The sequence below is a fragment of the Paenibacillus sp. SEL1 genome, assembly GCF_054602535.1.
On the sequence record NZ_CM137723.1, the window covers coordinates 3,533,527 to 3,555,475 of the forward strand.

Genomic DNA, 21,949 nt, shown 5'->3' on the forward strand with positions numbered 1-21,949 from the left:
GAGGCTGTTAAGAATATGGATTCTTCCATGCATGAGTTTATATCATATCCAAGCACAGAATGTACGATCAATATTTGGTAAAGTTGCGGGCATGCATTGTGCTTTTGGATGAACAGGTGCTATGGCGCGTGGGTGAGGCCGAAACGAACAGTATTGGTGGGATCATCAACCATATCATGGTGCATGTGCGCAGAAACGCAGCCAAGCTCATGGATCCGACGATTACATACAAGCAAGGAATGGAGGATAGCTTTATACCTTCCATGCAAAACAAGGAACAACTGATGGATGAGGTAGAAGAAGCTTTTTCATCCTTCTGTGCAGCAATCCTCGCAAAATTTACGAGAATAACGGAAGTAGTAGTTATATAAACCTATAAAATATAGTTCTAAGGTCACGAAAAACTCTGTAATGGTCATGTTTTTATTTCTTAATTGATATTGATAATTATTATCACTTATAATAGGAGCAGACATAATACGCTATGATAGGGAGAGTTGCAGAGTGACAGTATCCTTGGAATTATATGATGTAACGATCATCGGCGGTGGTCCTGCCGGTATGTATACCGCATTTTACAGTGGAATGAGAGATATGAAGACCAAGCTGATCGAAGCCAAGCATGAGCTGGGCGGGCGGATGCGCATATACCCAGAGAAGATGATATGGGATGTCGGGGGGGTTACCCCGGTTTTATGTGAAAAGCTGATTGATCAGCTGGAGCAGCAGGCGCAGACGTTCGAGCCTACCATTGTGTTGGGACAGCAGATCACTGGTTTGGATCGGCAAGAGGATGGCACGTTCCTGCTAACTTCTGCCACAGGGGAACAGCATTGGACACGCACGATCGTTCTGGCAGTAGGCTATGGAATTCTCAAAATGGCTAAGCTGGAGATTGAGGGGGCGGACCGCTATGAGGTTACGAACCTGCATTATACGGTACAAGAGCTAGAGCCATTCCGGGACAAGCACGTCCTGATTTCCGGTGGGGGCGACTCGGCGGTGGATTGGGCGAATGAGCTGGAGTCTATTGCGGCGAGTGTGACCGTCGTACATCGTCGGGATCACTTTGGCGGACATGAGAAAAATGTAGCTCGTATGAAATCATCTTCGGTCCGTGTTCTCACACCATACGCGGTGAGTCAGCTACATAGCAACAATGGAGAGACGATTGAACAGGTGACGATCAGTCATGTAGATACGGACGAAATACAGGTGTTGAATGTCGATGCAGTCATCGTAAATCATGGACTAAAATCCGATTTCGGCCCGCTTCGGGATTGGGGGCTGGATATGGGTGAGTGGCATGCCCGAGTGAGCGAAAAGCTGGAAACGAATCTACCAGGGATTTTCGCGGCAGGCGATTTTGTTGAGTACGGAAGCAAGTTGTATCTGATTGCCGGTGCGTTCACAGATGCCGCCCTTGCACTGAACAGCGCGAAGCTGCACATTGATCCAGCAGCTGACAAAGCGGCATATGTATCTTCTCATAACAGCCGCTTTAAGGAGAAGAACCGCGAGCTTGGTGTCGTGGAGTAGAGTAAGATACGGAATTAAGTTAAATAGGATCGGGTTTAGATAGACAAACGAAAAAGGACTTCCGCGACTACGATTGATGTGGTTTTGGAGGTTCTTTTTTTGTCACGTTACTGACTTCTCGTTCTAAAGGTTGGATGCCATACACCCTATAGAATAAAATGAAGAATGATTCGTAGTAAGCAAATGGACAAGCATTAAAAAATTAAACGAACCTACCATAGAAAGTATGGACGGGATTGAAAGGTGACATATGAAGAGACGAACGGAGCAACAGGAAGCGATGATGGCAGATATTATTCGAAAGGCGGAGCCCTTTGTACAGCAGCAGTTGGAGCATGATCATAGTGGTCACGATTGGTGGCATATAGACCGGGTGAGAAAGCTGTCCCTTAAAATTGCTGCCAAAGAGGGCGCAGATTCGTTTATTTGTGAGCTGGCAGCACTGCTGCATGATGTAGCGGATGAAAAATTAAATGATTCCAAACAAGCCGGGCTAGATAAAGTAGAGCAGTGGCTGCGTCTGCATATCAGCGATCCGAATGTAATCACGCACGTGATGACTATTATAGCTACGATGTCCTACAATGGTGGACAAAACCCGCCTATGGAGACGCTGGAAGGTCAAGTTGTGCAGGATGCGGATCGGTTGGATGCTCTTGGAGCGATTGGGATTGCAAGAACCTTTATGTATGCAGGCTCAAAAGGCAGTATGATGCATCACCCGGATAAAGACTTTTCACAGCATGAGTATCGTGCCGCAGGTAAAAGTGCCATATACCATTTTTACGAAAAGCTACTCAAGCTCAAAGATTTAATGAATACCACTTATGCCCGAGAGCTGGCGGAGGTTCGGCATCAATGGATGGAGATGTACTTGGAGCAATTTTATAGAGAATGGAATGTGGATAATAAATAAAGTGTTTCAATAAGGCTGTTTCCTCTAACCGAGTATATCGGAGGGGAAATAGCCTTTATTTTTTTATAAATGTCATATTGATATTATCGAAAATGTGTGTTATTTTATTGATAATAACAAAATGATAATAACAAAATATTATAAAATATAAAGAAAGCGGGGAAGCGGCTATGTTTGGATTTAATTTTGTTAAATTTCAGCCCAGTGAATATGTGATGAAGGTGAAAAACGGGAAGGTGGTTCGGGAGGGTGTTGGATTATCTTTTTATTATTACGCCCCGACCACCTCGGTCGTCGTCGCGCCCGTCTCTTCCATTGATGTACCGTTCATGTTTGAGGATATGACGAATGATTTTCAGGCGGTGACGGTGCAGGGGCAACTGACTTATCGAATTGTAGATTATCGGAGAACGACGCAGATTTTAAACTATACGTATGACTTGAAGGAACGACGCTACATTTCGGATGATCCGAGTAAGCTGGCCCAACGGGTGATTAACATCGCCAAAGTGCTTACCAAAAAGTATTTGGAGCGTGTCCCGCTCAAAGAAGCTGTTCAGTCCAGTGAACGTCTGGCCCAAAACATGACGAAGGATATTGCTCAGCATACGGAAATGGAAAAGCTCGGCATTGAGGTTATGGGGTTGTCGATTTTGGCGATTCTACCCAATAAGGAGACGATGAGAGCGCTGGAGGCTCAAGCGAGGGAAGAGATTCTTCGCAACGCGGATCACGCTTTGTATGAGCGTCGTAATGCATCTATTGAGCAAGAGCGGCGTGTGAAGGAAAACGAGCTGAACACCGAGATTGCAGTGGAGACGAAAAAGAAACAAATCCGCGAAACTCAACTCGATGCCGAGCGTTCTGTGAAGCAAAAGCAAAGCGAGATGAAAGAGGAGCAGCTACGATTTGACACGGCCTTGGAGGAGAAAAAACGCGAGCTGATTGAGCTGACCGTAACGAATAAAAAGGCAGAAGCCGATGCCAAGGCCTACGAGCTGACAGCAGTCATGAAATCGTTGCAGGATGTTGAGCCGAACGTACTTCAAGCTATGGCCAACATGGATATGAGCCCGGATAAGCTAATTGCGATAGCATTCCAGGAGCTTGCAGAAAATGCAGGGAAAATCGGTCAGCTGAATATTACACCGGATCTGCTGCAAGGTCTCATGTCAGATACGGGAGCAAGCGGATCAGCAGGATCGAGAGGGTCTGGAGGAAGAACACGATGAGCAGCCGAATGACAGAGCAAAAGATCATTTTAGTGAAGCGTAAAACGCGACTGGAGGAACTGATTGTTCGATACAATACGGTGCAGCAGGCTCGCTTCTTTATGGAACGGCTGGGTGCTGATTTCAGTGATTATGTGCTGGAGGACGAAAATTACCGCAGGGCGGTGGCAACGGCTACGTCGGAGTTAACGGCTTTGGGTCGAGTTCAGATTGTGGAGCGGGAGCATGTGCCGAACTTTATTTTTGGTGAGCAGGATACAGTGGTGGTGCTGGGTCAGGATGGGCTGGTAGCCAACACGTTAAAATATTTGACCGAGCAGCCGCTTATTGGTGTGAATCCAGATCCATTGCGCTGGGACGGGGTATTGCTGCCGTTTACTGTATCCGACCTGCGCTGGGTGGTGCCGGATGTATTCGTGCACAGACGGCCAATTAAGGAAGTTACGCTGGCTAAGGCCCAATTAAATGATGGCCAATCCTTGTATGCTGTAAATGATTTGTTCATTGGGCGCAAAACTCATGTCTCCGCGAGATATGAGCTAAGACTGGAGGATCAGGTAGAGCAGCAATCCTCTAGCGGCATTATCGTTTCAACCGGATTGGGAGCGACAGGCTGGCTGACCAGCGTGCTTGCTGGAGCGGCCGGGATTGTCGGCAGTGCTACACGGCATCCCATCTCGCTGACTCCAGGCCAGCTGATGCCAGGTGCAGCCTTCAGTAAGGAAGGGGCAGTAGACGAAACGAGTCATGATCATCGTGCAACCTGGAGTTTGCCATCACTTTATTTTACAGTGAGAGAACCATTCCCCAGTCGAACGACTGCTGCGGATCTTGTGTTTGGTCAGGTAGCAGCCGAAAAGCCGTTACGGATTGCATCGCAGATGCCGGAAAATGGAGTTATTTTCAGCGATGGAGTGGAAAGCGACTTTCTGGAGTTTAATGCTGGCATTGAGGCAACCATTGAACCAGCGGAGAAAAAAGGGCATCTGGTCGTGTAGAGGTTTGTACAGGACGGCAATGGGTAATTATGAGTAAGGTACAACCATCAGATGAAATTAAAAAAGGAGGAATCAACATGAGCGATCACACTCAAGACGAAGCGAAAATCCGCAACAAGAAGGACGAGGACGGAGATTCCTTGATGGAGAAAACGAAGCTGGAAAATGGCGTGGATATCGAGCCTGAGGCTGATGAATGGATTGCGAAGCCCTCACCAGTGTCATACGATGATACGAACTCCTCTTCGAAGAAATAAGGCTCTTGTGTCCAAATAGAGCAGTGAAGCAAAGACAGATGACCCCTAATCGGGTCATCTGTCTTTTTTACATAGGTTAGTTGAATCTGGAATATACCTTCCATACGAGCTCACGACGGCTGCTTACATCTGTTTTCAAGAAAATCGCTTTCAGATGATCCTGCACCGTGTAGGCAGTAATATGAAGTGCGCTGGCCAGCTCCTTGGTCGAAAAGCCTTGAACAATGAGCTGGACAATTTGTCTCTCTCGTTCGGACCATGAGTACACCTCGGTCATAAGCGGCAGCATGTCAGTTGCTTTAGCAGCCTCAAACCATACGGCTAGCTGTTTCTGGCCCGTATGCTCCTGTCCGCCTTGCAAAAGGGTGGCCCTGATGGTTACCCATGGGGTTCCTGCGTCTGCGGAAGGGATACATAGTCGGGCTGGTGCAGTGGCAGTGGATAGCGCTCGCAAGCATACCGCCCGGACAGGAGCCGGAAGGCTGTCTTCATGGATTCCCTCCTGCTGCCGAAGCAGCTGTAGCCACTGCTCTGCTACTGTATTGGATGAGATCGGTTCTAGCTTATCAGAAAGTATGAGAACTCCTGGTTCAAGTTCATTTTCCGTAATCATGGCAGGGGCTGGAGATAGACCGACACTGGCCTGACGCAGATGGTAGGCTATGGACGGCGCTAACGCTTCAAGCAGTTGTTGCTCTTCCTCGCTGAATACAGGTTTTCCATGATGACGGAACAACGTAAGAAATCCCCAACAGCTCCCTTTGTACATAAACGGAACACGTAGCTCGTCCCCGAATCCAGCGGGGTGCAAAACATCTCTATATCGTGTGCTCCGATCCGGTTGGCCTTGTGTAGACCCATGTAGCGTGGCTACAGACTGTCCGTCTCGCACCAACTGATCATACTTCATCATATCGTCGTGCAGATATTCGTATTCTAGCAGTTTGTTATGAATGTCCTCCACACCCGATTCTGTAAATGCCCCCGTGGAAAGCAGCGTACGCGGATCTACTGAGGTACAGCACGCCGCATCGAAAGCAACCTGAGTACGCAAGCGGTCGATTAGGGTGTGCTTGTACGTTAGGGATGAGGGGGCTTTTTTCCCCAGATCCATGATCTGCTGTCGAGCGTCCTTAAGCTGTGCAAATGGCGTGTAATGTGCGTTCATCATTTACTCCTATCGTGAAAGCTGGAGATTCTCAAGCACGATTATTAAATCCCACATTTATGGGATGGTGGATATTCGTATTGTCTTTATAATTGAGAATGATTCTTAATTAAATCAACAATAAACGAATGGTCTGAGAAGATCAAGGCTAAATGTTTGGAGGAAAGCACATATGAAACATACCCCTATTGGAAATACGGACTCAAATCAACCGATGAGCTGGAATCATCCGAATGTGCATAAGTACGCGGATACGATTGCTTTAAAAATACCTGGATATGCTCATTTGTACGAGATGACAGACTGTTTGATAGCCGCACAACTTGAGGCACAAGCTCATATTCGAAATATAGATCCAAACGTGCTAATTGTCGGAGCTGGAGGCGGCCAGGAATTGATAACGCTCGGAGGGCGCCATGAAGCATGGTCCTTTACGGCAGTTGATCCCTCTGAGCACATGCTGGATTTGGCACGCAAGCGTGTGACACATGCGGGCATCAGTTCAACAATATCGTTTGTTGCAGGTACGTTGGAAGAGTCATCCAGAGGACCGATCTATGACGCTGCAACCTGCCTGCTGGTGCTTCATTTTCTTCAGAGCTTGGAAAGTAAACAGGCATTGCTACGCCAGATATCCGCTCGACTCAAGCCGGGTGCACCTTTTTGTCTAGCTTCTATTAATGGGAATTCCCAGGAGCCTTCTTTTTCCATCCAAATGCAGGCGTGGAAGGGTCATATGCTGAGTCAGGGCATTTCACTGGAGGATTGGGAACGATTCGCTGCTTCCATCGGTCGTGAGTCAAACGCGGTGTCCAATGCGGCAATACAGGAACTGTTGATAGATGCAGGCTTTACCCACATCACCCGGTATTATGGCGCTTTTTTAGTAAATGCATGGTTTGCGGTTAAAGAGGGAGAGACGACTTATGACAAAGGATAATATCATCATCATTGGCGGGTATGGCCATGTTGGAAAAATTATATGCACGGAGTTAAGTAAAATGTTTCCCTGCAAGGTATTTGCCGCAGGTCGTAGTCTGGAGCGGGCCAATGAATTTAGTAGACAATCGAATGGTAAGATACGGCCCTTGCAGCTAAATATTCATGAGCCGATGGACCCGTCGATATTAGAGCAAGCTAAATTGGTTATCATGTGTCTGGATCAGGACAATACGGCCTTGGTACGTGCCTGTCTTCGACATGGGGTGCATTACATGGATATTACAGCGAATGCGGCCTTTTTGAGTCAAGTGGAGCAGTGTCATCAAGAGGCCCGAGCTTATCAGGCCACAGCCCTGTTAAGTGTAGGATTAGCTCCGGGGCTGACCAATTTGTTAGCACTGCAAGCGACACAGCTCATGGATCAGACAGATGAGTTGAACATATCTTTGATGCTAGGCTTGGGAGATCAACACGGTCAGGCTGCCATTGAGTGGACAGTAGATCAGATTCATGCCGATTTGGAGGTTATAGAACAGGGACGCCCTGTGACTCGAAAAAGCTTTACCGACGGCATAGTGGCAGACTTTGGTGCAGGAGTGGGGCGTCATCGGGCGTATCGATTTCCTTTTTCGGATCAGCAGACACTTCCTCGTACGCTCAAAGTTCCTACCGTTAGCACACGCCTTTGCTTTGATTCGCGTTTGACCACCCGGCTTCTGGCAGGGCTTCGGACGATAGGAGTATCAGGTTTACTCCGACAGCAAACCGTGCGTGATGCAGTGGTTCGCAGCTTTGGCAAGGTACATATAGGAGGGAATGCTGTAGCGGTCAAGGTAGATGCTCGAGGAACTCTCAATGGCAAGGAGACGAAGGTTGAATGCCGGCTAAGGGGTCACCATCAGTCTGATTTAACCGCTAAGGCAGCCGTCTTTGCAGCGCTCGCCCTGTACCGTTCAGAACTTCCATATGGTGTATTTCACATGGAGCAGGTTTTTTCGTGGAATCGCATGCAGGCTTGGTTGGGGCAGCAAGTATCCGTAGATATTCAGGTGAACGGACAGCAAGCATAGAAATCATATATTTTAATAAAGGACTCCCATATAATCCAAGCTTATTCAGCAATGAATTGCGGATAAGTCTTGGATTTCTTTTCCTATTGAATTACACTAGAATGAAGTACATATTTTTGGAAAAGACCTAAGGGGATGATTTGAAATGTGAAACCCCTATGAAAATAGCAGACAGCATACGCAGGAACGAGGGGATATTTTATGGAAGGCCCGCGCCGTGTTGGTAAAGTTGAAGTTACAAGCCTGGTAGGCCTCTTGACCAATCCGGTCAACTAGCTAGCTGCTGAGGAGTCGATAAGAGATGGATATCGCTTATATCATAGATTTATTACGTAAACACGATGTGACCTTAGCTCCAGGCTTATCCATGCAAGAGGTTACCGATGTCGAAGGCAGGTATGATATTCACTTCCCGCCCGATTTGAGGGAGCTTCTGATGAGTGTTCTTCCCATCGGTAAAAGCTTTATCCCTTGGAGAGATACGTCACCACAGCGGATGGGTGTAATTCGGCAAAGGTTGAATTGGCCGCTGGAAGGTATAATTTTTGATGTGGAGCAACATATATTCTGGCCTCCCGAATGGGGCGAAAAACCGACAGATTCGGTGGAAGCTGTTGATATATGTAAACGTGAGATTTTACGTGTGCCCAAGCTAATCCCGATCAACGGCCATCGATATATCCCAGAGCAGCCATCTGAAGAAGGAAATCCGGTATTTTCAGTGTATCAAACGGATATTATCGTGTATGGGGAATGTTTGCAGGAGTATTTCAAGCTGGAGTTTGGGGAGAAGCCTTATGAACAAATTGATTTTAATGCCGTAAAAAAGGTGCGTTTTTGGAGCAACTTTTGTGAGTGAGTGTCAGGAAGATGAATAAGTCGAAACGCAGGAAGGGGAGCATGATGTGAAGGTGGAGCAGGATTTGGAAGAAATCAAAGAAAGGTTGACCCAGATCGAGACCAAACTGGAACAAAAGTCGACCTCCAAGAGAATCTTGAAGTACATGATCATCATTTTCTTGTCTATTTTTTTTCTTTTATTTCTAATAGGAATTATTCAATTTGTTTCAACCTAATCGGTGCAAGAGGATGAAGGAAGGGAGCTATTTATGTCCATAGAAGCGATTATTTTTGATCTGGATAATACTCTTATTCATCGCAAACAGGCGTTTGCGGCATATACAGAGCGCTTTATAGAACGATTTATTGTGGCAGAAGAACCTGCGATCCGCGCGGCTGTCGTTGAACAGATACGTTTGGCGGATCAGGACGGATATCGGGATAAGAGGGAACTGTATACCGAGCTGCATGCAGACTTGGAACTGAAAAATCCCGATACGTCAGTACAAGAGATGTTGGGCTTTTGGTATGGTGAATTTCATAAGTTTACGGTGTTGATGGACGGGGCCAAGGAAGTGCTGTCCGAACTGCGGTCGCGTGGCTTGAAGCTTGGTATTATTACCAACGGCTCACTCCGTACGCAGCAAGCGAAAATCGACCGAGTTATGCTGAGGGATTATGTGGATTCTATTATCGTATCGGGCGGCGTCAACATCCAGAAGCCTAATCCTCGAATTTTCGAGTTGGCTCTGAATGAGCTGGGCATTGTCGATCCCGGCCATGCCTGCTATGTAGGCGATCACCCGACAAATGATATTCGTGGTGCACAAAGTGCAGGATTGCATACCATCTGGCTGGAAGGCTTTATGACGTGGCAGGAAACGGGCATTGTACCGGACTATCAGATTGGGAGTTTGCGTGAAATTACAGGTTGGCTGGATCGTCGCAGTTATTCAACGAATAAGGAGGAGGGTGCATCATGAGTATGGAGCAGCAAACGAATCCCATTCTCTTATCGTTCCCTGACCAATTCCAGACGGAACGATTGACCATACGCGCCCCGCAGTGGGGGGATGGGGCGGCAGTCAATGAGGCAATGCGAGAGAGTGCGAATGAACTGCGGCCTTGGCTTCCGTTTGCAAGAAATCTTCCTACGGTAGAGGAATCTGAAATCCGTTCGCGCCAAGCCAGACTTAAATTTCTGGATCGGTCTGATATGATGTTGTATATATTTGATACGGTTTCGGGAGAATTTGTAGCCAGCAGCGGTCTGCATCGTATTGATTGGGATGCACGAAGATTTGAAATTGGGTATTGGCTCAGAACATCATGGACCGGAAAAGGCATTATCACAGAGGCCGTGCACGGTATTACGGATTTTTCCATACAGCATTTGAATGCTAATCGGGTGGAGATTCGTTGTGATTCCAGAAACACGCGCAGCGCCAAGGTAGCGGAACGTGCAGGTTTTACACTGGAGGGGATTTTAAGAAACGTCGAGTATGATGAAGAGGGAAGCATGGCACACCAAATGGTTTTTGCCAAGGTGCGTGGTATTGAATTTTAGTATCCTCACATGAACAGTTTGGAAGTTGCTGATGGTTTGTACGATATTACGGAGGCTCATTATGATTAATTATATTATGAAAAATACAGACAAGTTAGTGTGCATACAATATGTCATCAGCAAAAGGTTCAGCAATCTTGCAAGCGCTATCCAAGAGAGGATGCTTTACGAATTTCCAGCAGCTTGGCGAAGATGTCCCAGCATTAGGACAGGTGATTTAGCATGAGGAGCGTAAGTAAGAGCGTTATTAGAAAGGCCAATCGGGAAATAAAGGCGAAATTCCGCTGGAAGGCCCACGCTGCGTACCTAATTGCTGTGCTGTTCACGATTTTGTTGGGTTTGGGAAGCCGGGTTTTCTCCTCCCAGTTGCCTGAATTCGTTGCTAATCACTTTGGGGATGCTCTGTGGGCGTGCATGATTTATTTTGGGCTGAGAATGTTGTGGGTGAATCGTCAATTGTCTGTAGCCCTGTGGGGCAGCTTGCTGTTTTGCTTCGCCATTGAGTTCAGCCAGATGTACCAGGCTCCCTGGATTAACCACATTCGGGCAACGACGCTGGGCGGCTTAGTGCTTGGGAAAGGGTTTCTGACCGCGGATCTGATCAGGTACACGGTTGGCATTGTGGTATCCTGGGCGATGGATCAAGGCTGTCAAAAGCTGGCGGGGAGCAATACACGTAGAGACAATGACAAACCACTCAAATAACCTGAAAAGCGAGGGTTGCGCTTGAAACAAAAGGGAAAGCGTCACAGGTTGTTCGGTAAGATGATTGGATTATGCGCAGGATTCAGCTTGTTGTTTGCAACCATACTTATCCCAGGGCAGGCACTGGCCGAAAGACAGCTTGCGGCGCCTCTTCGATTCGACTTTGGCCCAGGGAACGTAGCTGACGGCTACACCCAAGTCACTGCCAAGGATGTTTACACGCCTGAGCGAGGCTATGGATTTACCGATCTTTCCAAGGTGGATGAAGAGGATCGTGGTGGAAATGATGCTATACGCTCAGATTTTGTTCGTGTTCAAGGATCATCATTTGTTGTCAATTTACCACCTGCGGATTACACGCTTTCCCTTATTGCCGGAGATACTGCCGGAAACACAGATATTACGGTTAAAGCCGAGTCCATTGTCAAGGTAGAACCTACTACCAAAACAGCAGGACAATTTGTCGAGGCTGGATTTGAACTTGCACTCATCGATGGGCAGCTTGAATTGTATTTCTCAGGTAATGAAGCGAAGATTAACGCTTTGGTTATTACTCCAAAGGATGCTCGAACGGCTGGAGAACACCCTTCGGTATACCTTGCGGGAGATTCTACGGTTCAAACCTATAAATCCGCGATGAAGCCTCAAGCGGGCTGGGGGCAAATGATTGCTCCGTTCTTCACAGATGAGCCTATTTTTGTGAACCGTTCTATTGGTGGACGAAGCACGAAAACCTTTCTGGTACAAGGGCGGTTAGATGATATTTTACGCAATATCCGTCCAGGAGATTATCTGCTCATTCAGTTTGGACATAATGATGCCGCGATCAACAACCAAGAGCGTTATGTTTCACCCGCGGATTACAAAGTTTACTTAAAAACCTACATCCAAGGAGCCATCCAACGCGGTGCAACACCTGTGCTAATTACTCCTGTTGGCCGCCGGGATTATGATGCGGCAAGTGCCTCGTTTCGGATTAGTTTCCCGGAATATGTGCAGGCCATGAAGGAAACAGCATCGGAGACAAATGTTGCACTGGTCGATCTTAGCCGCTTGAGTGTAGCGTACTATGATACACTTGGCCTCGAAGGAACACTCCCGTTATTTTTACATGTGGAGCCAGGGGTGTATCCTGCATTTCCTGATGGAGTGAAGGATGATACACATTTTCAGGAATACGGTGCGGAGCAAATAGCTCGGCTGGTAGCTCAGGGAATACATGAGTTGAATATTCCTTTATCCTCTTATGTACAGGCGGAAGATTCGCAATAAAACATTATTTCCATAGTCATGGTATACTTAGAAAATAAGCTGGCCCTACCCAAAGATAGCATTGCTGAGGCTTGGGTAGGGCTTTAATGTTCTGGATCTTAAGGAGGAAGCGAAAATGACAGTCGCTCAACTTCATAATCTTATTAACGGTCAACTCCTGTACAATCAGCATCGGAGTTTATTTTATATGCGCGAGGGTTCTGTTCTGTTAGGACCTTCAACAGAAATGACGTACTGGCTGACGCAGAGAAGCTCGGAGCTGATCCTCATGCTTCAAAGCTTGAAGCGCCAGCATACGTATAACGCTTTTGTGACGGATGTAGCGGCTAAAATACTGTCCCAGTTTGTAAATACCAATCAGTATCTACATTTTCACACAGATCATGCGAGGGAGCTTACGGAGCTGTATGATCGACTCTTCACTCGGATTGAAAAGTTGTTCCAGAAGAAATCTATAGATATAGAAATCTTGGACTTGCTGCTTCAGCAGCATTACGGGCATTTGAGAGATTTTTTAACTCGTACCAATGGACGTGAAATGTTTGCTAAGTATGCAGAGTGTGAGTATACCTTTTGGATACCTTGTGAGGAATATACGCCGGAGTTGCAAGCTAATCTACTAGGATTGGACATTGCTCGTTTGCAAGAGCCTGTTCTAGATGTTGGTTGCGGATCTGAGGCGCGGTTAATTACTTATTTACGTGCCTGTGGAATTGAGGCTTACGGAACAGATCGGCTGGCTGAAACAGAAGGTTGTGTCACTCGAGGAGATTGGTTAGAGACCACCTTTGGAGAAAGTGCATGGGGGACGATCATTTCACATATGGCATTCTCCAATCATTTTATACATCATCATCTGAAGGCAGATGGTAATATTCATGAGTACGCTCGCAAATATATGGAATTGCTTAGAGCCATTCGTCCAGGAGGGAGTTTTATTTACAGTCCGTGCCTTCCGTTTATGGAAGAGCTTTTGGATGCCCGAATGGGTTATCAAGTAGAGTATATCCAGTCATCTGAAGGATACAGGGCCACGAAAATAACGCGTGTACATTCATAAGCGCGAGTAGTAGTCCATTCATTTGTCAGATTCATTCTTGGAATGGTAGTATAAGGATAGATATTACTCTATTTGGGATTCTGTTAATGATAAAGATTCTCATGAAGCTAATTAGACACCATTAGAGGATGATCATTAGCTGTATGGCTGCACTGAATAATAATAATTAGCTTACGGATAACGGAATTTTCAGGAAAGATTAAATCATATTTTCCTAAAAGCCGATATATGGGAATGAGGCGAGAACATACTGTTATTATACCCGCCCGAAAATGGAAGTATATAATTTGGGTTAGGAGAGTAGAAGAAGTGTCAGATCTGTATACGAAAAAAGAAGTAGAAGATTATGTAACGAACGTGGTTTTCGAACGACCTTTAGGTGTAAGCATTTCAGCCATTTTATTGATCTTTAATGGGGCACTTCTGTTGGTGACCCAGCTATTGACGCTTAATGCATTAAATGAGGCTTCTACGTTAGTAGGCATTTGTAGGGGCATGTTTCAAGGATTTATCGCGTTACTCGGTTTGGCAGGGACGACTGCCGGTGTCGGTATGTTATTTGGTAAGAAGTGGGCTTGGTGGCTGGCAGTATTTTATTTTACATATGAGACCATGCGTTATACGTGTGCAATTCTGTTTATTCCGGATGTCCCTCCAACGTTGGGCGGTGTACAGCTAAACCCTGCTCTATACTACGTAAAATATGGTATGCGTATTATTTGGAATTTGTTGTTTACGTTGTTCATGTGTCGTAGTAAAGTGACCGGCTTTTTTCAAACAAGTGGAATCCACAAGTGGAGAGCATGTATTGCATTATTTTTCATAAATGGAGTGATGGTTGGGATTGGCTGGTGGCTGATAAGATAGGATCTTCGATGTGAAGGAGGAGGTGGATAATGTCAATGGAAACGTTTCCGATTTTAGAAACCGATAGGCTTCGTTTAAGACAGCTTACAGTAGGGGATGCGGAGGATGTATTCGGCTATTTTTCCAAGGATGAGGTCACACAATATTATGACTTGGAAAGCTTTACAGAGGTAGAGCAAGCCGAAAAATTTATTCGTTCGATGCTAACCAGATATGAGAAGCAAGAGGGCTTTCGTTGGGGGATTACATTAAAAGAAGCTCCTGAGCGGATCGTGGGTACAATTGGATTCCATAACTGGCACAAGGAGCACTCCCGTATTGAAATTGGGTATGAACTGGCACCGGAATATTGGCGGCAAGGTCTGATGACAGAAGCGATGAAGGTGGTCGTGAATTATGGCTTTCAATTGCCGCAGGTTCACCGTATAGAAGCCTTCATTGATCCAGATAACGAAGGCTCCAGACGGCTGCTGCTCAAAAGTGGCTTTACTAAAGAAGGTCACCTAAGAGACTATTTTTATGAAAAAGGTCAGTTTGTCGACGCTGTTATTTTTGGCTACCTTCGGAAGGAGTTTTCCGTGGATCGGTAAGTTTACAAATATCCCTTGTCTCCGTATGGCTGGAGTCGATCAAGCCAGGTCTGCTCCAGCTTTGTCAGTGCATCTTTGACATCAAAGAACGCTGAGTCCTTTTTCTTCAAAACGTCCAGCACTTCAAATTCAAACGAATCTTCGCCATACTCATTCCATTCCTGTTGCAGTTGTTTATTCTTAAATCCACCCATGTTCAGCTCAAAACGCCGTCCATTCAGCGACTTTAAATTCGGCGTGGAAGAGACGAAAATTTTCCCATTACGTGTATTGCGAATGCAATAGATTCCTGCCTCTGTCTTCATCTCCATGTACTGCTGCACCAATTCTTTTCTTCGATTCATTGTCGAATCCTCCTATTGTATAAACGTTGAGATTCAAGATTCCTTCAACCAATATTCACTGCCATCCGGCTTACGATCCAATAGATTGTATTCAATCATATATCTTCGCACCGTGACATAATCGTCATATACTTCCTGTAAAATCGCATTGATATCTTTCTCATGATATATTTGTCCCTTTACAAAACGGCCCGCAATTTCACGCAGCACAATCAGCTTGTGCTTTTCTTGCATTTTAAAGGTCTTTAGGCGTCCGTCTGTCCCATTCGGAAAATACTTCGTGAGTACCTTTTGCCGCTCGTTTTCCGTAATGTTGTAGCGTTCGTCCACCATCCGTGCTTGTACTGGTACTTCTACAATGGCAGGAGCGTGCCGATCTTTCTCCTTTAACAGCTCCATTAATGTGAGAAAAACCTTGGCCTGTCGTTCTTTTTCTTTGAGACCAAAGCGATGATTACGTATGGTGGATGCGCTACCGATTCCGGTTTCCTTTTGAATATCCGCATCGCCCATGCCTTGATAAAATAACTGAAGCAACCGATTCTGATGATCCGTCAGTCCAGTCAGCTTTTTATCCAGACCGATCAAATAGTCAAACACCGATCCGTACGTCCGCTCAATATGAAGTCGCATGTACCTCTCCGCGTCATAAAATACCCCTTGATCCTGATATATGATGCCTTGCTCAAATCGCTGTCCGTCCAGCAGGCAAATTACCTGTTCTTCTTGGCGAATATATCCTCGCTTCAGTTCTTCGATTCCAGCATTCCAGAACAGTTCGGAATGATCCATTTTAGCAAACACCTCAATTAAATGATGATTATTTTATAGACAATATAACATTTTGTTTATTTTAAATCAATGAGTGGATATTTATTTAAGGTCTCGACAATGTTCGCTATATACAAAAGAGACATCGGATTGTTATCATATGTAAATTATTGAATTGCATTAAGACTGGATAGTTGCTATATATTGTAATAAGGTGGGTTGGTAAACTATGAACAAAATGCGATTAGAAGAAGTCATAGAAAATGGAGATTTAAAGGAAGCGGTAAGGATTATAGAGGAGATAGGTGAAAAGCTGGATTATACATTCACTCCAATATTATTGAGATATTTAGCAACGACGGATAGTGTATTGCTAAGAAATGTAATCGCCATTACGTTAGCTGATCTAGGAGACCGTGAAGCGGTGTTGCCTCTTATCGACTTGTTAAGAAATCCAAAGACCAAGGGGAATAGAGGAACACTGTTATATGCTTTAGAATTTTTTGACGTATCTACTCATGTTGTGGCGCTGGTAGATTTACTGGATGATACCTTTGAAGCGAGTAGACAATCCTATCAACTGATAAGTACCGTACAAGATAAAATTACTAAGGCGCAAAAGGACATATGTAGACAAAAGATAAGAAGAAAGCTAGCCGATTATAAAAACAAATATAAGCGTGACTTTTTGCTGGAATCTTTAGAGCTTTTTACATGATTCTTTTATTAGAGAGGTTTGGTTGGAGTGGTAAAAAAAACTGTTTTATTCGTGATCATCATTGTAATTGCATATACAGTTGTATCCATTACAACAGGAAGTCCGATAGAAAGAGTCCAATTTCGGAGTAACGTCACTGACTACCTACATAAAACGTACACTATGAACTGGAAAATTGAATCAGTAGATTATGATTTTAAGAATGATAAATTTATAGCAAATGTGATCTCTAACTCAGGGATTTCTTTTTTGGTGGATGAAGACTATTATGGGCAAATGATGGATAACTACGCCTCTTCTGTGTGGAGGGATGAGCTAAAAAAAGCTGTAACACAAAAAACAAAGGAAGTTACAGGTTCAGATGCCGAAGTCATCGTAAATGTTAATCTTATTAGAGAGTATGGTATAACATACCATGATAAGGTTCCAAGCTATTCTATGGTTAGTCAGAAACTCTCCTCAGAAGCTTCGATTTATATTAAAGGTAACTTTTCAGCCACTCATTATCTTCAAGAGATGTTGGAAATAAAGCAGTGGATTGTTGAAAAGAAGTATGATGCTTCGTTAACGTTTAAGCCCAAAGATAAGGATGTTTACTTCTATTTACCTACTGAAGATCTGAAAAAAATTAAAAAGCCAGAGGATCTCAATCCTTATCGCCTTCAAATTAATTAATTATTCTACCCAAGAACTTGAAACAGAGCCCTCCCCTGTGGAATTAAGATTATGGGAGTTTTTAAAGGATGCTCAGTCGCTTGATAATAATATATGGCAAGGCTTTTCTAAAGAAGAACGTCTGGGTGGCTAAACGTGACTAGAATACATTTTGCATCTAATCATTTTACCAGACAGGATAAACGAGGAGAAGTCTACACCTTAGACGGCGAATACATATCTGATTTTAAAACATTTTTTATAGCACTTGGTGAAGCGATTAATGGGCCTGGAGGGTACTATGGATTTAGCTTGGATAGTATATCGGACTGTCTCTGTGGAGGTTTTGGGACAGTAGGACCGTTTACGATCCATTGGAAAAACGCACATTATTTTTTGGAAAGATTCGAGGAAGAATGGGATCAAGAAGAGAGAGGTTATAGATTTTCACCACAGCAATATTTTACGAATCTTCTAACGATCTTAGTATCAGGTGGTGTTACCGTGAATTTTTCTTCGAATTAAGATAGCAAAGCAAGAAGGGAATTTTTAAAATGGAATATAAATTAATGCAACCACCTTTTGACATGAAATAATACTCTGAAATGAGTAAAAACGAAGGGAAAGAACATTTAGAAGCAGATGAACTTGTGGCAAATTCCTTAAAAGAAATTTTAATCCGGGAAATGAAACGAGAAATCTAATAAGAGATATTAATTACTTAAGGGGGAAAAAGGAGCAAGAGTGTTTTTTAGAATGAATAATGGCCAAATGAACATTTTGGCTAAGGCTAATATGGCTAACGAACAAACAGTTATTGATATCATATATAATGTTTATGGTAAATGAGGAGGCCCAAATGAGAGTGAAAAAAATTGTATATCCAACTTCACTATCTCAGATAGCAGATATTGAGGATGATAATATAGATGTATTTATTGAACTTGAAGATGGGACTAATATTTCTGTTGCTGTATGTACCCCAAAAAATCTAATTAGTTATATGACCAAAGAGAATATTAATTTTATTCCTGCATCGCCACCAGATATTATTGTGAAGTCATTAACAGAAGAAACTATTGAACAAGCTATTGAAAATTACGCTCAGGAGGATGCTTTCTGGCTAAAGTTGTTTTTTGTAGCTGGCGTTGATAAAACAGTCATAGATTTAGACAGAATTGATTTGTGCCTTAAAGAAATGAAAAGAATAAATCAGGAACTCTTGAACGATTAAAAATTAATTGTATAGTTATTTTGACCATATGGAGTATAAAACTCTATGAGGTTTCTTTTTAGCTCCTCATTCTGAAAATATATAAATTAGGAGACAACATGCTCTAAGATGATCATTTGCTCGTTAAATTGAGAGTAGGAGGATTTTTTCCTGTTCCACGGATGCATGTTCCAATTATCTTGTAAGGAGAATATTTTGTGAAAATATCAAATATTATCAGAAAAACCATAGGGAACAAATTAGCTGCTTTGAACTTTACTTATGAGCATTTAAACAATACTTGGTTTTTTACAAGAGTAGTCAATGGATTTAAGGAAACAATCCAAATCGATAAAAGTTATTGGACAGAGAATGCAATACGCATTACTTTTATGACTGAGTCCGAATCAGTGTATAGCTTTTATTTCATTGATGGATCAAAGATGGAGAAATTTCATTATTATGAGGATGAAGAGTCATTACGAGATATATTTATCACCCTAGAAAAGATTATTGATCAGTGTGCTCTAAAATGGTTTGAAGAGAATGTGCCTAAAGATACGCTTCCTCCTGCTAACTTTTTAGATAAAGGATGGTTTGAGAAGCTACAGAAATTTGTCGAGGTAAATAATCTGAACTTTAAAGATGAAAATTCATTAAAAACCATCGAAGCTTTGCTAAGTTCAGAACCGACGGAGGAAAACGTTCTGTTATCAAGCTATTTCTTAGGAGAATTTTTTATCCATACGTTAGATGGTGAGTGGTACTACGATCAGAATTATGGTCCTTCTATTAAAAATATAGGTGGAATTAGTAATTTTAATAGAGAGCCATACCAAATCTCTAATAGTTTTGCTTCTAATCCTCAAAACAACTCAATTATTAATCACTATCAAGCCATTGCTGGAACTGTAAAGAATCTTCAAGGTAATAGGAAATAATCAAATTAAATTGAGAGCAAAAACATGTTCCGATTTTTTATTCGGTCTAAGATGATTCTTTAATAGTGAGTTTGCACTCCAACCACATGGATTAATTCTGTGTGGTTTTTCTTTTCTAAGGGTTTAAAAGGAGTTGGGAATCTGCATCGATTATATAAATTTATATAGGATAAAAAAGGAGTGAAAGGAGGAAAATATATAAGTGAACTATAAATTATGCAACCACCTTTTGTCATGAAAGAAATACTCTGAAATGAGTAGGAGAGACTGTAAAAAGTAATCACAGTGGGTTGGATTGGGGAGTTATTTTTAAACCAAAGTCTTATATTAGCGTTAATCGCCCAGTTATTATTGGATTCAGGAACAAAGAAATGGATGTGATCAGGATTGTATCGAATAAAATGTACGTAATTTTAAAAGGAAAACGTAACCCTAATGCATTATTTGATATTTATCATACGTGGGAAGAGTTTATTTGAAATCGCTGATAGGAAGGGATTATGATCTTCAAACCTAATTTGAATGGGAAGATCGTTAAAAATTTGAATATTATATAAAGAACAGAGAGCCGTTAAGCGTGTTAACGGCTCTCTTCGTCGTCTTCCGGCAAGTATTCGATCAGTTCACCAGGGAGTCGCCAAGGGTTCTAAACCTAATTGAAACAGTTTCTAAAACAAGAGAAGTCCATTTTACTAATTTGCATCATCCTCTACATACTCGATAACATCTTGAACATGGCAGTCTAGAGCTTTACAAATTTTATCTAGCGTATCAAATTTCACACCGTCTGTTTCTTCGTTGTAAAGTTTGGTGATTCCGTTTCTATGTAATCCAGTCATGCGGGAAAGCTCGGCAATATTTATTCGTTTTTCTCCCATAATACGGGAAAGATGAATCTTTATCATATTTTCCTCCAGCTAAATGCATTCTATAGTGTTAAAAAGCAACATCAAAGTATTGACAATAAACACTGTTCGATATATTCTGAAAACAACAAAAATAACACTGTAATGTGCATTTGGTTTATTGAAATGTTATTTGTGAACGTCGTAGTAATATGCTTATCGTACCAAAACGTTTTACAATTAGCAATTAATTATCGTTCAACCACCTAGTTTGAAAAACTACCTGTAGAAGAAAGTATATTGGCAAATAAGAAACTTTGAACAAAGGAATGGAGCGAGGATGTATGACAGAATGGGTAATGGGATTGGAACGGGTATCCATGGTTCAGGGGCCATATGATTTACCTCATATGTATGAAATATGCGAAGGAATTCTGTATGACCATCAATACTTCTTTTACCTCGAAAATGGCATACTGTGTTTGCGCCATGTGAAGAAGGTGGAGCAATCATATCATACGCATCTTTATCTGGATGGAGAGAGCGGAGGCTTGCAACTGGCAGAGGGTGTACAAGGGGAAGTTATGCAAGTTGTTACGGAGATCATCGAACGCTTACGCGCTAAGGATGGACTGACATTTTTATTCGATGAACTGCTGTGGCTACATGGGAGGGGCCCCATTGAATTAAACCTTTTCAATAAGAAGGATGAAGTGACCCCAAGTGACAGACAACTTGCTACGAAATAAATGATTCTTATGCTCTATATCATGGAACTTGTAGAAAAAAATTATGATTTCAGTGAATGTACCAGTTGTTGACTGATAAAAATAAGCGGATACCGAATCAATATGGTCAATTCCACCACAACAGCATCACCAGAGGGAGTAAATCCAAAATCACCTCCCAATAATATGTTTTGCTGCTGCTTTGATGAAGGAAATTCCGGTTCATCCAAGCCATATTGTTCTTTGAATCTCTCTTTCGTTTCATGATCTATGACAAGGTTATCCTGTGCAAAGGTATAGCACATAGGAACACTTAACTGTATTAAAAGAAGTAATGCAACGGGTATAAGCACTTTTTTGTTTTGCATGGTTAGCTCCTATGATCTCTGTTTTTGACCTCTTAACTTTTGTATCTACCATAATGAAAACAACTTAAAGATGCAACGGAAGGATGAGAAAATAATCCCTTTACAGGATTTTATGACCGGAATATAATGGTAAATAACAGCATCGATCTACATACACTTGGTTATCGGGGTATAGCGCAGCTAGGTAGCGCGCACCCTTGGGGTGGGTGAGGTCGTGGGTTCGAATCCCGCTACTCCGATTTCAATCAAAATGTCCTGCTGATGCAGCTAATGCGTCTGCCGGGCGTTTTTTTTTTGAATATTATATACCCTATCGGTCTATGCATCTACTGGGTTGTGACGAG

At 43.2% G+C, this 21,949-nt stretch carries 27 protein-coding genes and 1 tRNA gene; 23 read left to right on the plus strand and 5 right to left on the minus strand.

Features of this window, described 5'->3' with window-relative positions:
- The first annotated feature begins 98 nt into the window (after positions 1-98).
- The 6 genes from ACYCSE_RS16135 (at position 99) to ACYCSE_RS16160 (ending at position 4,942) form a co-directional block, all read left to right on the plus strand.
- A complete protein-coding gene (locus ACYCSE_RS16135; protein WP_459698812.1) occupies positions 99-371 on the plus strand; it encodes a hypothetical protein in 273 nt (90 codons plus the stop codon).
- Between the two features lie 133 nt (positions 372-504).
- A complete protein-coding gene (locus ACYCSE_RS16140; protein ID WP_459698814.1) occupies positions 505-1,539 on the plus strand; it encodes an NAD(P)/FAD-dependent oxidoreductase in 1,035 nt (344 codons plus the stop codon).
- A gap of 250 nt (positions 1,540-1,789) precedes the next feature.
- Positions 1,790-2,455, plus strand: a complete 666-nt coding sequence (locus tag ACYCSE_RS16145) for an HD domain-containing protein (protein WP_459698816.1) — start codon at positions 1,790-1,792, stop codon at positions 2,453-2,455.
- A gap of 170 nt (positions 2,456-2,625) precedes the next feature.
- Complete coding sequence (locus tag ACYCSE_RS16150; protein ID WP_459698818.1) at positions 2,626-3,687, plus strand: SPFH domain-containing protein; 1,062 nt, start codon at positions 2,626-2,628, stop codon at positions 3,685-3,687.
- Positions 3,684-4,685 carry an NAD(+)/NADH kinase gene (locus ACYCSE_RS16155; protein ID WP_459698820.1) on the plus strand — a complete coding sequence of 334 codons (1,002 nt, stop codon included), beginning with the start codon at positions 3,684-3,686 and terminating at the stop codon, positions 4,683-4,685. Before ACYCSE_RS16150 ends, ACYCSE_RS16155 begins: the two co-directional genes overlap by 4 nt.
- A gap of 77 nt (positions 4,686-4,762) precedes the next feature.
- Positions 4,763-4,942, plus strand: a complete 180-nt coding sequence (locus ACYCSE_RS16160; RefSeq protein ID WP_013309345.1) for a hypothetical protein — start codon at positions 4,763-4,765, stop codon at positions 4,940-4,942.
- 76 nt (positions 4,943-5,018) lie between these two features.
- On the opposite strand, the gene ACYCSE_RS16165 is transcribed toward ACYCSE_RS16160, so the two are convergent.
- Positions 5,019-6,110, minus strand: a complete 1,092-nt coding sequence (locus ACYCSE_RS16165; RefSeq protein ID WP_459702533.1) for a LuxR C-terminal-related transcriptional regulator — start codon at positions 6,108-6,110, stop codon at positions 5,019-5,021.
- Between the two features lie 172 nt (positions 6,111-6,282).
- Here ACYCSE_RS16165 and ACYCSE_RS16170 point away from each other — a divergent pair, with 172 nt between their 5' ends.
- From ACYCSE_RS16170 to ACYCSE_RS16215, 10 genes are all read left to right on the plus strand, one after another.
- Positions 6,283-7,050: a class I SAM-dependent methyltransferase gene (locus tag ACYCSE_RS16170; RefSeq protein ID WP_459698823.1), complete on the plus strand. Its 768-nt coding sequence runs from the start codon at positions 6,283-6,285 to the stop codon at positions 7,048-7,050.
- Complete coding sequence (locus ACYCSE_RS16175; protein WP_459698824.1) at positions 7,037-8,122, plus strand: saccharopine dehydrogenase family protein; 1,086 nt, start codon at positions 7,037-7,039, stop codon at positions 8,120-8,122. The genes ACYCSE_RS16170 and ACYCSE_RS16175 overlap by 14 nt, the downstream gene beginning before the upstream one ends.
- 301 nt (positions 8,123-8,423) lie before the next feature.
- The gene (locus ACYCSE_RS16180; protein ID WP_459698826.1) at positions 8,424-8,981 is read left to right on the plus strand and encodes an SMI1/KNR4 family protein; all 558 of its coding nucleotides are present in this window, start codon (positions 8,424-8,426) and stop codon (positions 8,979-8,981) included.
- A gap of 250 nt (positions 8,982-9,231) precedes the next feature.
- Positions 9,232-9,945, plus strand: coding sequence for an HAD family hydrolase (locus ACYCSE_RS16185; protein ID WP_069291454.1), 714 nt, complete (start codon positions 9,232-9,234; stop codon positions 9,943-9,945).
- A complete protein-coding gene (locus ACYCSE_RS16190; RefSeq protein WP_459698827.1) occupies positions 9,942-10,529 on the plus strand; it encodes a GNAT family N-acetyltransferase in 588 nt (195 codons plus the stop codon). Before ACYCSE_RS16185 ends, ACYCSE_RS16190 begins: the two co-directional genes overlap by 4 nt.
- 222 nt (positions 10,530-10,751) lie before the next feature.
- The gene (locus ACYCSE_RS16195; protein WP_459698829.1) at positions 10,752-11,234 is read left to right on the plus strand and encodes a ribosomal maturation YjgA family protein; all 483 of its coding nucleotides are present in this window, start codon (positions 10,752-10,754) and stop codon (positions 11,232-11,234) included.
- A gap of 60 nt (positions 11,235-11,294) precedes the next feature.
- On the plus strand, positions 11,295-12,506 hold the full coding sequence (locus tag ACYCSE_RS16200; protein WP_459702534.1) for a rhamnogalacturonan acetylesterase: 1,212 nt from the start codon (positions 11,295-11,297) through the stop codon (positions 12,504-12,506).
- A 115-nt stretch (positions 12,507-12,621) separates the two neighbouring features.
- The gene (locus ACYCSE_RS16205) at positions 12,622-13,566 is read left to right on the plus strand and encodes a class I SAM-dependent methyltransferase (protein ID WP_459698831.1); all 945 of its coding nucleotides are present in this window, start codon (positions 12,622-12,624) and stop codon (positions 13,564-13,566) included.
- 309 nt (positions 13,567-13,875) lie between these two features.
- Positions 13,876-14,433 carry a hypothetical protein gene (locus ACYCSE_RS16210; RefSeq protein WP_322155956.1) on the plus strand — a complete coding sequence of 186 codons (558 nt, stop codon included), beginning with the start codon at positions 13,876-13,878 and terminating at the stop codon, positions 14,431-14,433.
- Positions 14,434-14,462: 29 nt separating this feature from the next.
- On the plus strand, positions 14,463-15,023 hold the full coding sequence (locus tag ACYCSE_RS16215; protein ID WP_061829107.1) for a GNAT family N-acetyltransferase: 561 nt from the start codon (positions 14,463-14,465) through the stop codon (positions 15,021-15,023).
- 2 nt (positions 15,024-15,025) lie between these two features.
- On the opposite strand, the gene ACYCSE_RS16220 is transcribed toward ACYCSE_RS16215, so the two are convergent.
- Positions 15,026-15,367, minus strand: coding sequence for a GIY-YIG nuclease family protein (locus tag ACYCSE_RS16220; protein ID WP_069291460.1), 342 nt, complete (start codon positions 15,365-15,367; stop codon positions 15,026-15,028).
- A gap of 33 nt (positions 15,368-15,400) precedes the next feature.
- A complete protein-coding gene (locus ACYCSE_RS16225; protein ID WP_069291461.1) occupies positions 15,401-16,159 on the minus strand; it encodes a DUF2087 domain-containing protein in 759 nt (252 codons plus the stop codon).
- A gap of 208 nt (positions 16,160-16,367) precedes the next feature.
- On the opposite strand from ACYCSE_RS16225, the gene ACYCSE_RS16230 reads away from it, so the two are divergent.
- The 5 genes from ACYCSE_RS16230 (at position 16,368) to ACYCSE_RS16250 (ending at position 19,664) form a co-directional block, all read left to right on the plus strand.
- Complete coding sequence (locus ACYCSE_RS16230; RefSeq protein ID WP_459698835.1) at positions 16,368-16,856, plus strand: HEAT repeat domain-containing protein; 489 nt, start codon at positions 16,368-16,370, stop codon at positions 16,854-16,856.
- 162 nt (positions 16,857-17,018) lie between these two features.
- Positions 17,019-17,531 carry a hypothetical protein gene (locus ACYCSE_RS16235; RefSeq protein WP_459698836.1) on the plus strand — a complete coding sequence of 171 codons (513 nt, stop codon included), beginning with the start codon at positions 17,019-17,021 and terminating at the stop codon, positions 17,529-17,531.
- A 135-nt stretch (positions 17,532-17,666) separates the two neighbouring features.
- Positions 17,667-18,035, plus strand: a complete 369-nt coding sequence (locus ACYCSE_RS16240; protein WP_459698838.1) for a barstar family protein — start codon at positions 17,667-17,669, stop codon at positions 18,033-18,035.
- Between the two features lie 334 nt (positions 18,036-18,369).
- The gene (locus ACYCSE_RS16245; RefSeq protein ID WP_254327682.1) at positions 18,370-18,744 is read left to right on the plus strand and encodes a hypothetical protein; all 375 of its coding nucleotides are present in this window, start codon (positions 18,370-18,372) and stop codon (positions 18,742-18,744) included.
- Between the two features lie 197 nt (positions 18,745-18,941).
- Positions 18,942-19,664: a hypothetical protein gene (locus ACYCSE_RS16250; RefSeq protein WP_459698840.1), complete on the plus strand. Its 723-nt coding sequence runs from the start codon at positions 18,942-18,944 to the stop codon at positions 19,662-19,664.
- 692 nt (positions 19,665-20,356) lie between these two features.
- Here ACYCSE_RS16250 and ACYCSE_RS16255 read toward each other — a convergent pair.
- A complete protein-coding gene (locus ACYCSE_RS16255) occupies positions 20,357-20,569 on the minus strand; it encodes a helix-turn-helix domain-containing protein (protein WP_094155811.1) in 213 nt (70 codons plus the stop codon).
- A gap of 284 nt (positions 20,570-20,853) precedes the next feature.
- On the opposite strand from ACYCSE_RS16255, the gene ACYCSE_RS16260 reads away from it, so the two are divergent.
- Complete coding sequence (locus tag ACYCSE_RS16260) at positions 20,854-21,258, plus strand: hypothetical protein (RefSeq protein ID WP_459698843.1); 405 nt, start codon at positions 20,854-20,856, stop codon at positions 21,256-21,258.
- 41 nt (positions 21,259-21,299) lie between these two features.
- On the opposite strand, the gene ACYCSE_RS16265 is transcribed toward ACYCSE_RS16260, so the two are convergent.
- Positions 21,300-21,605, minus strand: a complete 306-nt coding sequence (locus tag ACYCSE_RS16265) for a hypothetical protein (protein WP_459698845.1) — start codon at positions 21,603-21,605, stop codon at positions 21,300-21,302.
- Positions 21,606-21,770: 165 nt separating this feature from the next.
- On the opposite strand from ACYCSE_RS16265, the gene ACYCSE_RS16270 reads away from it, so the two are divergent.
- Positions 21,771-21,844, plus strand: a tRNA-Pro gene (locus tag ACYCSE_RS16270).
- Positions 21,845-21,949 lie beyond the last annotated feature (105 nt).

Coding starts and splice junctions, on each gene's coding strand:
- ACYCSE_RS16225 (WP_069291461.1), bottom strand. CDS start 16,159: ATGGATCATTCCGAACTGTTCTGGAATGCTGGAATCGAAGAACTGAAG.
- ACYCSE_RS16175 (WP_459698824.1), top strand. CDS start 7,037: ATGACAAAGGATAATATCATCATCATTGGCGGGTATGGCCATGTTGGA.
- ACYCSE_RS16215 (WP_061829107.1), top strand. CDS start 14,463: ATGTCAATGGAAACGTTTCCGATTTTAGAAACCGATAGGCTTCGTTTA.
- ACYCSE_RS16200 (WP_459702534.1), top strand. CDS start 11,295: ATGATTGGATTATGCGCAGGATTCAGCTTGTTGTTTGCAACCATACTT.
- ACYCSE_RS16160 (WP_013309345.1), top strand. CDS start 4,763: ATGAGCGATCACACTCAAGACGAAGCGAAAATCCGCAACAAGAAGGAC.
- ACYCSE_RS16170 (WP_459698823.1), top strand. CDS start 6,283: ATGAAACATACCCCTATTGGAAATACGGACTCAAATCAACCGATGAGC.
- ACYCSE_RS16190 (WP_459698827.1), top strand. CDS start 9,942: ATGAGTATGGAGCAGCAAACGAATCCCATTCTCTTATCGTTCCCTGAC.
- ACYCSE_RS16230 (WP_459698835.1), top strand. CDS start 16,368: ATGAACAAAATGCGATTAGAAGAAGTCATAGAAAATGGAGATTTAAAG.
- ACYCSE_RS16165 (WP_459702533.1), bottom strand. CDS start 6,110: ATGAACGCACATTACACGCCATTTGCACAGCTTAAGGACGCTCGACAG.
- ACYCSE_RS16235 (WP_459698836.1), top strand. CDS start 17,019: ATGAACTGGAAAATTGAATCAGTAGATTATGATTTTAAGAATGATAAA.
- ACYCSE_RS16260 (WP_459698843.1), top strand. CDS start 20,854: ATGACAGAATGGGTAATGGGATTGGAACGGGTATCCATGGTTCAGGGG.
- ACYCSE_RS16185 (WP_069291454.1), top strand. CDS start 9,232: ATGTCCATAGAAGCGATTATTTTTGATCTGGATAATACTCTTATTCAT.
- ACYCSE_RS16180 (WP_459698826.1), top strand. CDS start 8,424: ATGGATATCGCTTATATCATAGATTTATTACGTAAACACGATGTGACC.
- ACYCSE_RS16150 (WP_459698818.1), top strand. CDS start 2,626: ATGTTTGGATTTAATTTTGTTAAATTTCAGCCCAGTGAATATGTGATG.
- ACYCSE_RS16245 (WP_254327682.1), top strand. CDS start 18,370: ATGAGAGTGAAAAAAATTGTATATCCAACTTCACTATCTCAGATAGCA.
- ACYCSE_RS16255 (WP_094155811.1), bottom strand. CDS start 20,569: ATGATAAAGATTCATCTTTCCCGTATTATGGGAGAAAAACGAATAAAT.
- ACYCSE_RS16155 (WP_459698820.1), top strand. CDS start 3,684: ATGAGCAGCCGAATGACAGAGCAAAAGATCATTTTAGTGAAGCGTAAA.
- ACYCSE_RS16265 (WP_459698845.1), bottom strand. CDS start 21,605: ATGCAAAACAAAAAAGTGCTTATACCCGTTGCATTACTTCTTTTAATA.
- ACYCSE_RS16195 (WP_459698829.1), top strand. CDS start 10,752: ATGAGGAGCGTAAGTAAGAGCGTTATTAGAAAGGCCAATCGGGAAATA.
- ACYCSE_RS16145 (WP_459698816.1), top strand. CDS start 1,790: ATGAAGAGACGAACGGAGCAACAGGAAGCGATGATGGCAGATATTATT.
- ACYCSE_RS16205 (WP_459698831.1), top strand. CDS start 12,622: ATGACAGTCGCTCAACTTCATAATCTTATTAACGGTCAACTCCTGTAC.
- ACYCSE_RS16220 (WP_069291460.1), bottom strand. CDS start 15,367: ATGAATCGAAGAAAAGAATTGGTGCAGCAGTACATGGAGATGAAGACA.